The sequence below is a fragment of the Rhodopseudomonas palustris genome (assembly GCF_034479375.1).
GTDB classification, from domain to species: Bacteria; Pseudomonadota; Alphaproteobacteria; order Rhizobiales; family Xanthobacteraceae; genus Rhodopseudomonas; species Rhodopseudomonas palustris_M.
Genome location: NZ_CP140155.1, coordinates 2,096,048 through 2,110,334, shown reverse-complemented (window position 1 = coordinate 2,110,334; position 14,287 = coordinate 2,096,048). Strand labels below are relative to the sequence as shown.

The window sequence follows — 14,287 nt, the reverse complement described above, 5'->3', positions numbered from 1 at the left end:
GCCTTCCGGGCGGCCGCGACGCAAGTTGCTGTGAGTTCGCCATCTTTCTTTGTTATGCGTTGAAATAACGGAGCTATTGATCATTGGCCGGGGCGGCTGATCGCCCGAGGGGAAACCGCGTTGCAGACGACCTTGCTCGGCCTAGCCTTCGCGCTGATTCTGGCGCTGCTTGCCGCTCTGGTGGGGCCGTTCGTGATCGACTGGAATCAGTTCCGCGATCAGTTCGAGGCCGAGGCGACGCGGTTGGCCGGAGCGCCGGTCCGGGTCGCAGGCCAACTCGACGCAAGGCTGCTACCGACGCCGACGCTGCGACTGCGGGACGTCACCATCGGCGGCGCCAATGATCCCGGCCGAATTCGCGCCGCCAAGCTCGACGTCGAATTCAGCCTCGGCGCGCTGATGCGCGGCGAATGGCGCGCCGACGAGCTCTCGATCAACGGCTTTGCGCTCGACCTCGGGCTCGATGCCGATGGCCGGCTCGATTGGCCGGCCTCCGGCCTGTCCGACCTCGCGGCGCTGTCGATCGACCGGCTCAACCTGACAGGCCGGATCGCGCTGCACGACGCCGCCAGCCGCTCCACCTTCGAGTTGAACGATATCGCCTTTGCCGGCGATCTGCGGGCGCAGGGCGCCTCGCTGCGCGGCGACGGCAATTTTCTGATGGACGGCACGCGCTATCCGTTCCGGCTGTCGGCCGGGCGCGCGGCGACTGGCGATGGCACGCGGCTGCACGTCACGGTCGACCAGGCGGGCCGCGGCATGTCGGCGGACCTCAACGGCGTGCTGACGTTTGCCGAGCGATCGCCGCGGTTCGACGGCGCCGCCATCCTGGCCGCGACCGCAGCGCCGGACGGATCACGCACGCCCTGGCGGATCGCCGCCAAGGTGAAGGTCGATCCCGCCGCGGCGGCGCTGGATCAGCTCGAACTATCCTGGGGCGCGGACGAGCGTGCGCTGAAGCTGGCGGGCAGCGGCGATGTCCGATTCGGCGTGTCGCCGCTGCTCACGGCCAGATTGTCCGCCCGCCAGCTCGATGGCGACAGGCTGCTGGCCGGGGGTGAGGACTGGTTGCCGCAATTGCGCGAGCGCATCGCCAGGATGCCGAAGCCGCCGCTGCCGGCCCGGATCGTGCTCGACGCCGAGCAGATCATGCTCGGCGGGCGGCCGCTGACCGAAATTGCCGCAGAGCTGCGCTCCGATCGCCAGATCTGGCGGATCGATCGGCTGGCGCTGCGGGCGCCCGGCGGTTCGCGGCTGGCGCTGAGCGGCGAGGCCGGGCCGCCCGGCGCGTCGGATCAGTTCAACGGCGCGCTGACGATCGAGTCCGCCGATCCGGATCTGCTCACCGCCTGGCTGCAGGGGCGTGCGCCGACATCGAGTGGTCCGCCGAATCCGCTGCGGGTGCAGGGCAGCGTCGCCGCGTCCGCAGACGTAATCACGATCGATCCGCTGACAATCGAGGCCGATGGCGGCACGCTGCGGGGCCGCATCGTCACCAGCCGGACGGCCGATCGCGGCGGCCGGATCGAGGCCGTGCTGAAAGGCGACCGGGTCGATCTCGACGCCGCGACGGAGCTGTGGAATTCGTTCGCCGGGCCGCGCGACAATTGGCCGGAGCAGGCCAGCGTCGCGCTCGACCTCGACGAGGCCAAGTCCGGCGGCCAGACCTGGCGCCCGCTGCGGGCGCGGTTCGGCTATGGGCCGGGCACCGTGTCGCTCGACCAGCTCGAAGCAAAGAGCGCGAGCGGCGTCACGCTGCAAGGCGACGGTCGACTCGATCGCGCCAACGCCATCGGGCGGCTCAATCTCGCGGCGCTTGCGCCGTCGCTGCGGCCGATCGCGGACGCGCTCGATGCCGTCGCGCCGACGTTCGCCGCACGGCTGAAGACCATCGGCGAGATGCCCGGCGCCGCGTCCGGTCCGGCGCGTGTGTCGCTGGCGCTGACGCTCGATGCCGACAAGGCGAAGGCCGGGCGGGTCAACGCGGGCGCGGTGGTGCAGATCGACAGCCGGCCGCTCGAGGGCGCCGTGACCCTAAAGGCGACGCCGAGCGGCGCCGACATCGGCGACCTCAAGGCCGATGTGCTCAGCCGCAGCGACATCAGCCTCAGCGGCAAATTGTCGGCCGAGCGCGGGGCCTCGTTGCTGACCTTGCTCGGGCTCGATCGGGCGCTCGCCGCCGGCGAAGGCGGCGGTGCGCTCGACATCGCCGCGACCGGCGCGTGGGGGGCGCCGCTGAAGGTGAAGGGGCGTCTCACCGGGGGCCTATTCGACATCGAGGCCGACGGCCGGGTCGAGCCGTGGGCGGCCGAGCCGAAGGCGGCGCTGTCGCTGAATGCGCGCCGGATCGATCTGGCGCCGCTGTTCGACCTTGCTGCGGCAGGCTCCGACGCAGCCAGGATCAGCGCGACCTCACGGCTGGCGGTGGCCGGCCGGCAATGGACTTTCAACGAGATCGACGCCGGCCTCGGCGGCGCGCGGCTTCGCGGGCGGCTGGCGCTGACGCTCGGCGACGAGATCGCGGTCGACGGCGAGGCCGGGCTCGACGCGCTCGCGCTCGGTCCGGCGCTGCAACTGGCGCTCGGTGTTGCCGGCCATGATCCGACCGAGCCGCTCGGCCGCGGCGTGCTGCGCGGCTGGCGTGGCAAGCTGGCGTTCCAGGCGCTGCGCGCGTCGTTGCCGGGCGGCGCCGAATTGCAGCCGTTCGGCGGCGTGCTCCGACACGACGGCGGCACGCTGACGCTGGATGCCAAGGGCAAGCTCGGGGGCGGCGACGCCAAGGTCGTGCTGCACGCGAGGCCGGTCGATGCCGGCGTGGCGGTCGACGCCAATGTCGCGGTGGCGGGCGCGGATGCTTCGGCGCTGCGCTATGGCGAGCAGGTGCTGCCGGCGGCGAAAGCCTCGCTGCAGATCACGATCGACAGCGTCGGCCGCAGCGCTTCGGCGTTGAGCGGCGCGCTGGCCGGCGGCGGCACGCTGACGCTGGAGCGGGCGCAGATTCCCGGGCTCGACCCGAAGGCGTTCGAGGTTGCGATCCGCGCCGGCGACCAGGCCAAGCCGATCGACGAGGCGAGTCTGGCGAAAACGATCGAACCGGTGCTGGCGGGCGGGACGCTCCCGGTCGACAGCGTGCAATTTCCGATCAGCCTGGCCGACGGGCGGTTGCGGGTCGCGGCCACGACACTGACCGCTAAGGGCGCACGGGCGGTGATTTCGGGTGGCTATGACATCCCGGCCGGGCAGGCTGATCTGCGCGCCACGCTGGCGCTGACCGGCGTGGGTCCCGGCCTGCCGCCTGAAATCCGGATCTTTGCGGCGGGACCGCCGGAGCGGCTGACGCGCAATGTCGATCTGTCGTCGCTGTCGTCCTGGCTGGCGGTGCAGCGGATCGATCGCGAGACCAAGAAACTGCAAAGCCTGGAGCAGGAGGCGAAGCCGCCGGTGATGCCGGCCTCGCGCCCGACCGATCCGTCACCAGGCCCGTCGCTCGACAGAGCTGGCCAGGACATGCCGGCGACGGGGCGGCCGGATGGGTCCGATCCGTCTGCAAAGCAGCCTGATGCATCCATGACGCCAGCCATCGACGGTCCCGGGTCGGGCAAGGCCGCAACTGCTGCGCCACGGTCGGGGATGCCGGAATCTGGCGCAGCGCCGGCCGGGGGAAGTGGTGCTGGCGGGACTGCCCCTGTCGGGGCTGCTGCTGGCGAAGTTGCGCCAGCGCCGTCCACCCCGACGAAGCCCGCGCAGAATAGCCTTGGCCCGACCGCGCCGTTGAACGGGCCTGCGGCGCCCGGGTCGCAAACGGGCACGGCACCACAGGTCGTGCCGCTGCCGGACGCCGACCCGCGCCGCACATCGCCACCGCCACGTGCTGCCACGCCGAAGCCTGCGCCGGTTCAGACGCCGCCCCAAGCCGCGCCGCCCCAAGCCTCGAACAAGGCCTCGAACAGCGACAAGCCGGGCGCACCCGGGAAGCTTGCGCCGCTACCGCCGGCTCTGGAAATCAAGCCCGCACCCGGCGACGCGCGACCGGGTCGGCCGCGCCCGCCAATGGTGCTCACGCCCCCGAACAACTCGCGGGCAGCCTACTAGAGCAATTCCGGTTCTGATAGAATCAGAACCGGAGCTCTAGATTCTAGTTCTGACGCGTTTTCTTCACGCGAACCGGTTTCCACTTCGCTCGAAAACGCTCTAATTGCGCACCAATCGACGACGTCGATCAGTGCGCCACGATGCTGCTATCGACCTTGGCTTCCACCGCGGGCTGCGGCTGTTGCGGTTGCTGCATTGCGCGGCTGCGGAAGTAGTCCAGCACGAACAGGCGGATCGCCGACGACAGGTTGCCCTGCTGGCGATTGCCGTCGATCTCGCCGACGAGTTCGGACAAAGTCATGTCCCGCACGCCGGAGATTTCCTTCATGCCGTTCCAGAACGCCTCTTCGAGACTGACACTGGTCTTGTGGCCCGCGACCACGATCGATCGTTTGACGACCGGCGATTTCATGACGCGTCCTCGCCACCGATTACATGTTGATCGAGCAGTTCATTGGCGCGGCTGACCCGATGATCGTCGATCGCACGCTGCGATTTGGTTCTGCCAAATCGCGCACGATTGACGTCGGCGAGCTTCGCGGCTGCTTCCCGCTCCGCCCGTTTCTTGAAACGCTTCAAATTGACCACATCCACCATAACGGGCACCCATTATCGACTAAATCGGCAACGGGCGTCGCTTAGGGCCGGGCACGAATGCACGAAACCATAGGCGGCTCGATCACCATCAAGAATACAGTCCTCACCGCTGCAGGTTGCTGCTGACTTCCTTCCGCCGACGGCGGAATAAAATTAGCAAATTGCAACACTGCGAGATCAAGTTGATCAATCCAGACGCGCAAGGGATATGATTTACATCAATTTCCGAAACGGCATTTTTGATCACTCTGCGCGACGGCTCGGCTCAGCCGGGATGCGTCATATTGTCCGGACGGACCAGCCGGTCGAATTCGACCTCGGTCACCAGGCCCAGCCGCAGCGCTTCCTCTTTCAGCGTGGTGCCGCGCTGATGCGCCGATTTGGCGATCTTCGCAGCGTTATCGTAGCCGATCTTCGGCGCCAGCGCGGTGACCAGCATCAACGAGCGCTGCATCAATTCGCCGATCCTGACTTCGTCGGCGCGGATGCCGTCGACGCAGTTGGTGGTGAAGGAGCGCGCGGCGTCGGCGAGTAGTCCGATCGATTGCAGCATCGCCTGTGCCATCACCGGCTTGTAGACGTTGAGCTCGAAGTGACCCTGGCTGCCGGCGACGGTGATCGTGGTGTGATTGCCGAACACCTGGCAGCACACCATGGTCAGCGCTTCGCACTGCGTCGGGTTGACCTTGCCGGGCATGATCGACGAGCCCGGCTCGTTCTCCGGCAGAATCAGTTCGCCGAGGCCGGAGCGCGGTCCGGAGCCGAGCAGGCGGATGTCGTTGGCGATCTTGAACAGCGCGGTCGCGGCGGCGTTGATCGCGCCGTGCACGGAGACGTAGGCGTCGTTGCTCGCCAGCGCCTCGAATTTGTTCGGGGCGGTGACGAACGGCAGCTTGGTGATCTCCGCCGCGCGCTTGGCGAACGCCTTGGCGAATTTCGGATGGGTGTTGAGGCCGGTGCCGACCGCGGTGCCGCCCTGCGCCAGCGGATACAGCTCCTTCACCGCGAGCTTCAGCCGGGCCAGGCTGCTCGCGACCTGCGCGGCGTAGCCGGAGAACTCCTGGCCGAGCGTCAGCGGCGTGGCGTCCTGGGTGTGGGTGCGGCCGATCTTGACGATCTTGGCGAACGCCTTTTCCTTGGCGCGCAGCGCGTCGTGCAGCGTCGTCAGGCCCGGGATCAGGTCGCTGACGATCGCCTGCGCCGCGGCGATGTGCATCGCGGTCGGGAACGAGTCGTTCGACGACTGGCTCATATTGACGTGATCGTTGGGATGCACCGGCTTCTTGCTGCCGCGCTCGCCGCCGAGCAGTTCATTGGCGCGGTTGGCGATCACCTCGTTGAGGTTCATGTTGGTCTGGGTGCCGGAACCGGTCTGCCACACCACCAGCGGGAAGTGATCGTCGAGCTTGCCGTCGATCACTTCGCGGGCGGCGCGGACGATCGCGCCGGCGCGGCGTGCGTCGAGCAGGCCTAGTTCGCGGTTGGTCTCGGCGGCAGCGAGCTTGACGATGCCGAGCGCGTGCACGAGGCCGATCGGCATCCGCTCCCGGCCGATCCGGAAGTTCTGCCGCGAGCGTTCGGTCTGCGCGCCCCAGTAACGGTCTGCAGCGACCTCGATCGGTCCGAAGCTGTCGGTTTCGCTGCGGGTGGCGCCGGATTTGGCTGCGCTGGATTCGGCGGCGCCGGGTTTGCGGGCCATGGCGGTCGTCCTGTCGGTCGGCGGTGGGGAAACGAGCGAGCTTCCGCGGGCCGCGTCGCGGCCGGCGGGGCGCGAACTGGGCGAATTCTATTTCTTGCGGAAGCGATCGAGCCGCACCACTTCGGCGCCTTCGGACTTCACCGATTCGTCGGCGGCGATTTCTGCCGGGCCGGATTCGGCCGCTGCCGGGAGAGCAGGGCTCGGCGCCGGGGGCGCGATTTCCGGCGCGCCGGCGTCGGCAGTTTCAGCGGCGCCGTCACTGGCCTCGAATTGCAGGCCGAACTGCACCGACGGATCGAAGAAGCTCTTGATCGACGAAAACGGCACCACCAGCCGCTCCGGAATGCCGCCGAACGACAGTCCGACCTCGAAGCGATCCTCGGTCACCACCAGATCCCAGAACTGATGCTGCAGGATCACGGTCATCTCTTCCGGATATTGCGCCAGCAGCCGCGGCGACAGCTTCACGCCATCGGCCCTGGACAGGAAGGTGATGAAGAAGTGGTGCTCGCCCGGCAGGCCGTGTTGGGCGACATCGGTCAGGACCTGCCGCAGCACGCCGCGCAATGCTTCCCGCGCGAGGACGTCGTATCGGATGTGATCGGTGGCCATGACCTGTCCTGTGCCCGCCTTGTCCTGTACTCGCTTGTCCCGTCGCCGCGCGCTTCGACACTGACCGCCACCGGCGCCAGGGTCCGACTCGCGCCGACCGGGCGGATCGTAACCCGGCAATGGTCCGGGGTCAGCAGGCATCACGGCTGAATATTGTGCGCCCCGGCGCCGGCGGAAGGGCATCGAGGGACGCGAAGGAAAAGTAAAGTGGAGGCTTCTGTTGCCAGGTGCCTCCGAACCCCGCCAAACGGAGCTTAACCCGTCAGGACTTCAGACTTGGTCTTTCAAACTGCGTTACGCAGCCTGAGCAACCGGAGCATAGTTGTCGTTGGCAACTATTGCATAGCCCGATAACGGCGGAACAATACCGGGAAAAAGCAAGCCCTTTACGCCCTCGTCGATCCTGTTTCGCCCCCGCCGAAACCCGCATGTCGGACGGAACCTGCGGGCTTTGGTGGAGGCGCCGGGTACTGCCCCCGGGTCCGAATGGTTTATTACGACGGCCATTTATTTCCATAGTCGGGTTGCCCCGACGCTTCCAATATAGGGGGCAATCGCTTGGGGCGGAAGGGCGATCGCCGTCAAAACGTCCATTATCCGGTCAGCTCGGCCTGGCGCGAAACGGCGGCCGGCAAAAATGCCGGTGGTCGGTGATAATGGGCCGTTCTACAGCTTAGCCATGGCTTTCCACGCTCCAGCCTCTGTTGCAGACAGCCCGGCGCCGCGGGTTCCGCGGCCGCAGCTCGGCGAACTGTTCGTCGCCTTCGCGAAGATGTCGCTGGCCGGTTTCGGCGGGGTGCTGATGTGGGCGCGGCGCGGCATCGTCGAAAAGCACCGGTGGATGACTGCCGACGAATTCAACGACACTTTCGCGCTGTGCCACTTCCTGCCGGGGCCGAATATCGTCAATCTCTCGGTGGTGTTCGGCGCACGCATCCGCGGGATTCCCGGCGCGCTCGCGGCGTTCACCGGGCTGGTGGCGCCGCCGGTGCTGATCGTCACGATCCTCGCCGCGCTGTACGCCCGCTATGGCGAGATCGACGCGCTCCGCCGCACGCTGGCGGGCGTCACCTGCGTCGCCGTCGGGCTGCTGTTTGCGGTCGGTTTCAAGATGATGCTGCCGCTGCTGCGCAAGCGCGACCCGGTCGCGGTGCTGCTGCTGGTCGCGGTGTTCGTCGCGATCGGCGTGCTGCGGCTGCCGCTGCCTGCGGTGCTGTCGGTGATGGCCCCTCTCGGCATCGCGGCGAGCTACCTGATCCGGCGGCGGCGCGCGCCATGAACGGAAGCGACCCCTCGCTCGGATCGCTGACGGCGACATTCGCCCTGATGTCGCTGTTCGCGATCGGCGGAGCCAATGCCGCGGTGCCGGAAATTCATCGGATCGTGGTCGACGTCCATCACTGGCTCACCGATGTGCAATTCGCCGACGCCTATGCGATCGCTCAATTGTCGCCCGGTCCGAACGTCCTGATCGTGACGCTGATCGGTTACCACGTGGCCGGTATCGCCGGCGCGATGGTGGCGACGCTGGCGATGTGCGGACCCACCGCCGTACTCGCCTATGTGGTCAGCCGCATGCTCGGCCGCGCCAGCCGGTCGCAATGGCCGGCCATCATCCAGGCGGCGCTGGTGCCGCTGTCGATCGGGTTGATGTGCGCGAGCGGCCTGATCCTGGCGACGACGTCCGATCGCACGATCGGCGCAGCGCTCGTCACCGCGGCCGCCGCCGTGCTCGCGGCGGCGACGCGGCTCAATCCGCTGTGGTTGCTGATCGCCGGCGGCATACTGGGTTTCGCTGGCGTTGTCTGAGGAAACTGGGTAGGCAGGACGGCCACGCTGCGACAATAGAAACGGGCCACGAAGCCCGGCAACGGGGAGGGAACGATGAGCGACACGCCGAGCCGCGTCTCGGAGAAATCCGTGTTTCCGAAATGGATCCGCGGGCCGCAGGACTTCATCGGTGGCCTCGCTCTGGTGGCGGTGGCGGCCTTCGCGCTGTGGGCGTCGAGCGATCTTCAGGGCATGCAGGGCTTTTCGTTCGGCGCCGGGACCGCGCCGCGGATCTTCGCGCTGCTGCTGCTCGGGACCGGCGTCGTGCTGACGGTGACCGCCATCCTGGTCGACGGCGAGCCGATGGCGAAATTCCACTGGCGCGGACCGCTGTTCGTCGGCCTCGCGATCCTGTCGTTCGCCGTGTCGATCCGCCCGCTCGGACTCATCGTTTCCGCATTCACGACCTTTCTGATCGCCGCGCTGGGAACTCCCGAAACGCGCTGGAAGGAAACGATCATCGTCGGCATCGTGCTGACCATCGGCTGCAGCCTGCTGTTTCCCTATGCGCTGGGACTGCCGATGCCGCTGTATCCGTCGTTCCTGATCCGGTGAGCGCCCGCGATGTTTGATCTGTTTTCCAATCTCGCGCTGGGCTTTCAGGTCGCCGCCTCGCCGATGAATCTCGGGCTCTGCCTGATCGGCGCCCTGGTCGGCACGCTGATCGGCGTGCTGCCGGGGATCGGCACCATCGCCACCGTGGCGATGCTGCTACCGATCACCTTCGGCCTGCCGCCGGTCGGCGCGCTCATCATGCTGGCCGGCATCTATTACGGCGCCCAGTATGGCGGCTCGACCACCTCGATCCTGGTCAATATTCCCGGCGAGGCGACGTCGGTGGTCACGACGCTCGACGGCTTCCAAATGGCGAAGCAGGGCCGCGCCGGCCCGGCGCTGGCGATCGCGGCGATCGGCTCGTTCGCTGCGGGCTGTTTCGCCACCGTGCTGATCGCGGTGTTGGGCGTACCGCTGACCAAGCTCGCGCTGGAGTTCGGACCGGCGGAGTATTTCTCGCTGATGGTGCTCGGCCTGATCTTCGCGGTGGTGCTGGCGAAGGGCTCCGTGCTCAAGGCGATCGCGATGATCGCGCTCGGGCTGCTGCTGTCGATGATCGGCTCCGACATCGAAACCGGCGCGTCGCGGATGACTTTCGGCATCCCGGAATTCGCCGACGGTCTCGGCTTCGCCACGGTGGCGATGGGCGTATTCGGCTTCGCCGAGATCATTCGCAACCTCGACGGCGGCACCGAGGCCGACCGTCAGTTGGTCCAGCAGAAGATCACCGGCCTGATGCCGACCCGGAAGGATCTGCGCGAGGCCGCGCCGGCGATCGCGCGGGGGACCGTGCTCGGTTCGCTTCTCGGCATCCTGCCGGGCGGCGGCGCGGTGATCGCGTCGTTCGCATCCTATACGCTGGAAAAGAAGATCTCGCGGACGCCGTACCGGTTCGGCCGGGGCGCGATCGAAGGCGTGGCGGGGCCGGAAAGCGCCAACAATGCCGCTGCCCAGACGTCGTTCATCCCGCTGCTGACGCTGGGCATTCCGCCGAATGCGGTGATGGCCCTGATGGTCGGCGCGATGACCATTCACGGCATCGTGCCGGGACCGCAGGTGATGCAGAACCAGCCGGAACTGGTCTGGGGGATGATCGCCTCGATGTGGATCGGCAATCTGATGCTGCTGATCATCAACCTGCCGCTGGTCGGAGTCTGGGTGCGGTTGCTCCGGGTGCCGTACCGGCTGATGTTTCCGGCGATCGTGGTATTCTGCGCCATCGGCATCTACTCGGTGAACAACGCGCCGACCGACGTCGTGATGGCGGGGATCTTCGGATTGATCGGCTACTGGCTGGTCAAGCACGATTTCGAGCCTGCTCCTCTGTTGCTGGGGATGGTGCTCGGGCCGCTGATGGAGGAAAATCTGCGCCGGGCGCTGCTGATCTCGCGCGGCGATGCTACAGTGTTCGTGACCGAGCCGCTGTCGGCGGCTCTGCTTGTGGTGGCCGCCGGTCTGCTGGTGCTCGCGGTGCTTCCGTCCCTGCGGCACAAGCGCGACGAGGTTTTCGTCGAGTCCGAGAACTGATCGATTTGCGCTCGGCGCAGGCGCGCCGGGCGTCGTGATTGTCTGATATATTCGATCGGGGCATTCGTTCCCGATCATCTCGATATTGGTAAGGAATTTCTGCCGGAGGCGGGAAAATGCATTGCATTGCGCGGGCGGTCGCGTTCAGGCGCGTCGCCGCTGTCATCGGTCTGGCCCTCGCAGTTTCGGCGTCGCTTTCGGGCGGGCCGGCGGTCGGTCAAACCCCGGCCGGCTATCCGGCACGTCCGCTCACTGTCATCGTTCCGTTCGCCAAGGGTGGCCCGACCGACGTGGTGGCGCGGATCGTGGCAGCCGAGATGTCGAAGACGTTGGGGCAGCCGGTCGCGATCGAGAACGTCGTCGGCGCCGGCGGGACCACCGCGACATTGCGGGCGGCGCGGGCCGAGCCGGACGGCTATACGCTGATCGTCGGCCACATGGGGACCCACGCTGCGGCTGTCGCGCTCTACCCCAATCTCGGATACCGGCCGGATGCCGATTTCGCGCCGGTCGCGCTGTTGTCGCGGATGCCGGTGCTGGTGGTGGCGCGTCGGAAATTCCCGGCGGCGGATTTCGGCGAATTCGTCTCTTACGTGCGAGGCCACACCCATCTGCTCAATATGGCGCATGCGGGGGTGGGGTCGGTGTCCTATGCGTCCTGCACGCTCCTCAATCATCTGCTGGGCATCGATCCTACCGGCGTTCCGTTCAATGGGACGGCGCCGGCGATGGAGGCGCTGGCGGCCGGGCAGGTCGATTATATGTGCGACCAGATCGTCAACGTGGTGGTCCCGCTGCGCGACGGTGCGGTGAGGGCCTATGTCATCGCCAGTCCCCAACGCGATCCTGCTCTGCCGACAGTGCCGACCGCCGCCGAGACCGGCCTGCCGGCTTTCGAGGTCGAGGCCTGGAACGCCCTGTTCGCGCCGAAAGGCACGCCCGATCGGATCGTCGCCATCCTGAACGAGTCGGTGGCGCGGGCGCTGGACCAGCCCGAGGTTCGCGATCCGCTCATCGGCCTCGGCGTCATTGTTCCGCCGCCGGACCAACGCACCCCCGGCGCGCTGCACGCGCGCGTGCAGACCGAGCTGCAGAAATGGGGCCTGGTTCTGAAACGTTCGAGCCATTGAGAAAGCGGTTGACGGCCGCGGCGCGGGCGCGATCAATCCTTGTTGTTTCGACCGGCAGGGGTATTTTCGGCATGGATTCCGTATATCCGCAGCCTTGCGCAGCGGCCGCTTCCGGCGGCTGCCACGCCGGCGCCATTCCGGGCACCGACGACCGATGATCCAGTACCACGACCTGCTCGAGCGCATCCTCAGCGACGGCGCCGAGAAGCACGACCGCACCGGCACCGGCACGCTGTCCGTGTTCGGCCATCAGATGCGGTTCGATCTGGCGGCCGGCTTCCCGATGCTGACCACCAAGCGGCTGCCGCTGAAGGCGATCGTCCACGAACTGCTGTGGTTTCTGCAGGGCGACACCAACATCAAATATCTGCGCGATCACGGCGTCACGATCTGGGACGAATGGGCGGACGCCAACGGCGATCTCGGCCCGGTCTACGGCGCGCAATGGCGGTCCTGGCCGACCGCCGACGGCGGCAGCATCGACCAGATCGCGGGCGTGGTCGACATGATCAAGCGCAACCCGGATTCGCGGCGGCTGATCGTTACCGCGTGGAACCCGGCGGATGTCGAGAAGATGGCGCTGCCGCCATGCCACTGCCTGTTCCAGTTCTACGTCGCGAACGGCAAGCTGTCGTGCCAGTTGTATCAACGTTCCGCCGATGCGTTTCTCGGCGTGCCGTTCAACATTGCGTCCTACGCGCTGCTGACGATGATGGTGGCGCAGGTGACCGGCCTGCAGCCCGGGGATTTCGTTCACACGCTGGGCGACGCGCATCTGTATTCCAACCACCTCGAGCAAGCGCGACTGCAGCTGACCCGCGCGCCGCGCGCGCTGCCGGTGATGACGATCGATCCCGCCGTCACCGACATCTTCGGCTTCCGCTACGAGGACTTCACGCTGCAGGGCTACGACCCGCACCCGCACATCAAGGCGGAGGTGGCGGTGTAGCGGTCATGGTCGAAATCAGCAAAGCCCGGTTGGTCGCTCTGTCCGACGCAAAACTGCACGATGCCAAGCTTCTGCTGGACGCGGGCAGCAGCGGAAACGCCTATTACCTAGCTGGATATGCGATCGAACTGACGCTGAAGGCGATCTTGTCGTCACAATTCAATGCCGATACGCTGCCTGACAGAGTCCTTGTGAGGGATGTGTTCACTCACGATCTTATCAAGCTCGTAAAGCTTTGTCGTCTGGAGGACGAGCTCAAGTCTCGCAGGCAGCTCAACGCCGAATTCGAGGGGTATTGGCAGATTGTGGCGGGTTGGGATGAAGCTAGTCGCTATGGAGACATCGGATCAGACGATGCCTCCAATCTGGTACGAGCTATCGAAGGAGGTATTCTCCCATGGTTGCGCAGCAAGCTGTAGCAGAGGAGTTCGAGACCGCTCGCCACTTGCTCGACCTTCTCGAGCGAGACGGATTTCTGGTCGAGACCGCGATTTGGGCCCTGGACGACGAGGGGCGCGGACGTCTCTACATTGTGCCTCTCGATCGAGGTGGTGACACATTGGACGAGACTATTCGCGTGGCTCAGACGATCGTGGATCATCGCGACGAACTTCCCGGCCGGCACGACTTGCGGTATTCGGTGGTCAAGCGGGACAATCCGATCGTCCAAGCAGTAAAGTCTGTTTCATCGCCCGATGGTCGAGTCCGTGGCGCCTATCGTAACGGCACCTACGTGGACGAAGCTTACGTTCTGCGTCCCGCGGCATGATCCCCATCGTCCTCATCGTCGCGGTCGCCGACAACGGCGTGATCGGGCAGGGCAACGCCATTCCCTGGCGGCTCAAATCCGATCTGCAGCGCTTCAAGCAGCTCACGCTGAACAAGCCGGTGATCATGGGCCGCAAGACCTATCAGTCGATCGGCCGGCCATTGCCGGGTCGAACCAACATCGTGGTGACCCGTGACCCGCATTTCCAGGCGGACGGCGTGGTGGTCGCGACGTCGTTCGATGCCGCGGAGCAGGTCGCTGCCGGCGACGCGCTGCGGCGTTTTGCCACCGAAATCGCGGTGATCGGCGGGGCGGAAATCTACGCGCACTGGCTGCCTTGCGCCTCGCGTATCGAATTGACCGAGGTACACGCCAGCCCGCAAGGCGATACCAGTTTCCCGGCGCTCGATCCGACGCAGTGGGAGGAGCTCGCGCGGACACGCCACGCCGCTGGACCTCAGGACAGCGCCGATGTCTCATATGTGACCTATCGACGCTGCACTGCACGTTAACCTTGAGCGCGGCGC

General features: G+C 66.6%; 14 protein-coding genes and 1 other RNA gene. 10 read left to right on the top strand and 5 right to left on the bottom strand.

Annotated elements, in window-relative coordinates:
- Positions 1-120: 120 nt before the first annotated feature.
- Positions 121-4,092 carry an AsmA family protein gene (locus tag SR870_RS09550; RefSeq protein ID WP_322517730.1) on the top strand — a complete coding sequence of 1,324 codons (3,972 nt, stop codon included), beginning with the start codon at positions 121-123 and terminating at the stop codon, positions 4,090-4,092.
- A 127-nt stretch (positions 4,093-4,219) separates the two neighbouring features.
- On the opposite strand, the gene SR870_RS09545 is transcribed toward SR870_RS09550, so the two are convergent.
- The 5 genes from SR870_RS09545 to ssrA form a co-directional block, all read right to left on the bottom strand.
- A complete protein-coding gene (locus SR870_RS09545; RefSeq protein ID WP_322517729.1) occupies positions 4,220-4,504 on the bottom strand; it encodes a ribbon-helix-helix domain-containing protein in 285 nt (94 codons plus the stop codon).
- Complete coding sequence (locus tag SR870_RS09540) at positions 4,501-4,689, bottom strand: DUF4169 family protein (RefSeq protein ID WP_322517728.1); 189 nt, start codon at positions 4,687-4,689, stop codon at positions 4,501-4,503. Before SR870_RS09540 ends, SR870_RS09545 begins: the two co-directional genes overlap by 4 nt.
- A 265-nt stretch (positions 4,690-4,954) precedes the next feature.
- Positions 4,955-6,388, bottom strand: coding sequence for a class II fumarate hydratase (gene fumC / locus SR870_RS09535; protein WP_322517727.1), 1,434 nt, complete (start codon positions 6,386-6,388; stop codon positions 4,955-4,957).
- 87 nt (positions 6,389-6,475) lie between these two features.
- On the bottom strand, positions 6,476-7,000 hold the full coding sequence (locus SR870_RS09530) for an SspB family protein (RefSeq protein WP_322517726.1): 525 nt from the start codon (positions 6,998-7,000) through the stop codon (positions 6,476-6,478).
- A gap of 206 nt (positions 7,001-7,206) precedes the next feature.
- Positions 7,207-7,573: a transfer-messenger RNA gene (gene ssrA, locus SR870_RS09525) on the bottom strand.
- 106 nt (positions 7,574-7,679) lie between these two features.
- On the opposite strand from ssrA, the gene SR870_RS09520 reads away from it, so the two are divergent.
- The 9 genes from SR870_RS09520 (at position 7,680) to SR870_RS09480 (ending at position 14,272) form a co-directional block, all read left to right on the top strand.
- On the top strand, positions 7,680-8,279 hold the full coding sequence (locus SR870_RS09520; RefSeq protein WP_322517725.1) for a chromate transporter: 600 nt from the start codon (positions 7,680-7,682) through the stop codon (positions 8,277-8,279).
- The gene (locus SR870_RS09515; protein WP_322517724.1) at positions 8,276-8,809 is read left to right on the top strand and encodes a chromate transporter; all 534 of its coding nucleotides are present in this window, start codon (positions 8,276-8,278) and stop codon (positions 8,807-8,809) included. Before SR870_RS09520 ends, SR870_RS09515 begins: the two co-directional genes overlap by 4 nt.
- 75 nt (positions 8,810-8,884) lie before the next feature.
- On the top strand, positions 8,885-9,385 hold the full coding sequence (locus SR870_RS09510) for a tripartite tricarboxylate transporter TctB family protein (RefSeq protein WP_322517723.1): 501 nt from the start codon (positions 8,885-8,887) through the stop codon (positions 9,383-9,385).
- A 9-nt stretch (positions 9,386-9,394) separates the two neighbouring features.
- A complete protein-coding gene (locus SR870_RS09505) occupies positions 9,395-10,912 on the top strand; it encodes a tripartite tricarboxylate transporter permease (protein WP_322517722.1) in 1,518 nt (505 codons plus the stop codon).
- A 116-nt stretch (positions 10,913-11,028) separates the two neighbouring features.
- On the top strand, positions 11,029-12,042 hold the full coding sequence (locus tag SR870_RS09500) for a tripartite tricarboxylate transporter substrate-binding protein (RefSeq protein ID WP_322517721.1): 1,014 nt from the start codon (positions 11,029-11,031) through the stop codon (positions 12,040-12,042).
- 154 nt (positions 12,043-12,196) lie between these two features.
- Positions 12,197-12,991 (top strand): thymidylate synthase, encoded by a 795-nt coding sequence (locus tag SR870_RS09495; protein ID WP_322517720.1) that lies wholly within the window; start codon positions 12,197-12,199, stop codon positions 12,989-12,991.
- Between the two features lie 5 nt (positions 12,992-12,996).
- Positions 12,997-13,410 carry a hypothetical protein gene (locus tag SR870_RS09490; RefSeq protein ID WP_322517719.1) on the top strand — a complete coding sequence of 138 codons (414 nt, stop codon included), beginning with the start codon at positions 12,997-12,999 and terminating at the stop codon, positions 13,408-13,410.
- Positions 13,389-13,760: a hypothetical protein gene (locus SR870_RS09485; RefSeq protein ID WP_322517718.1), complete on the top strand. Its 372-nt coding sequence runs from the start codon at positions 13,389-13,391 to the stop codon at positions 13,758-13,760. The genes SR870_RS09490 and SR870_RS09485 overlap by 22 nt, the downstream gene beginning before the upstream one ends.
- Positions 13,757-14,272 (top strand): dihydrofolate reductase, encoded by a 516-nt coding sequence (locus SR870_RS09480; protein WP_322517717.1) that lies wholly within the window; start codon positions 13,757-13,759, stop codon positions 14,270-14,272. The genes SR870_RS09485 and SR870_RS09480 overlap by 4 nt, the downstream gene beginning before the upstream one ends.
- Positions 14,273-14,287: the final 15 nt, after the last annotated feature.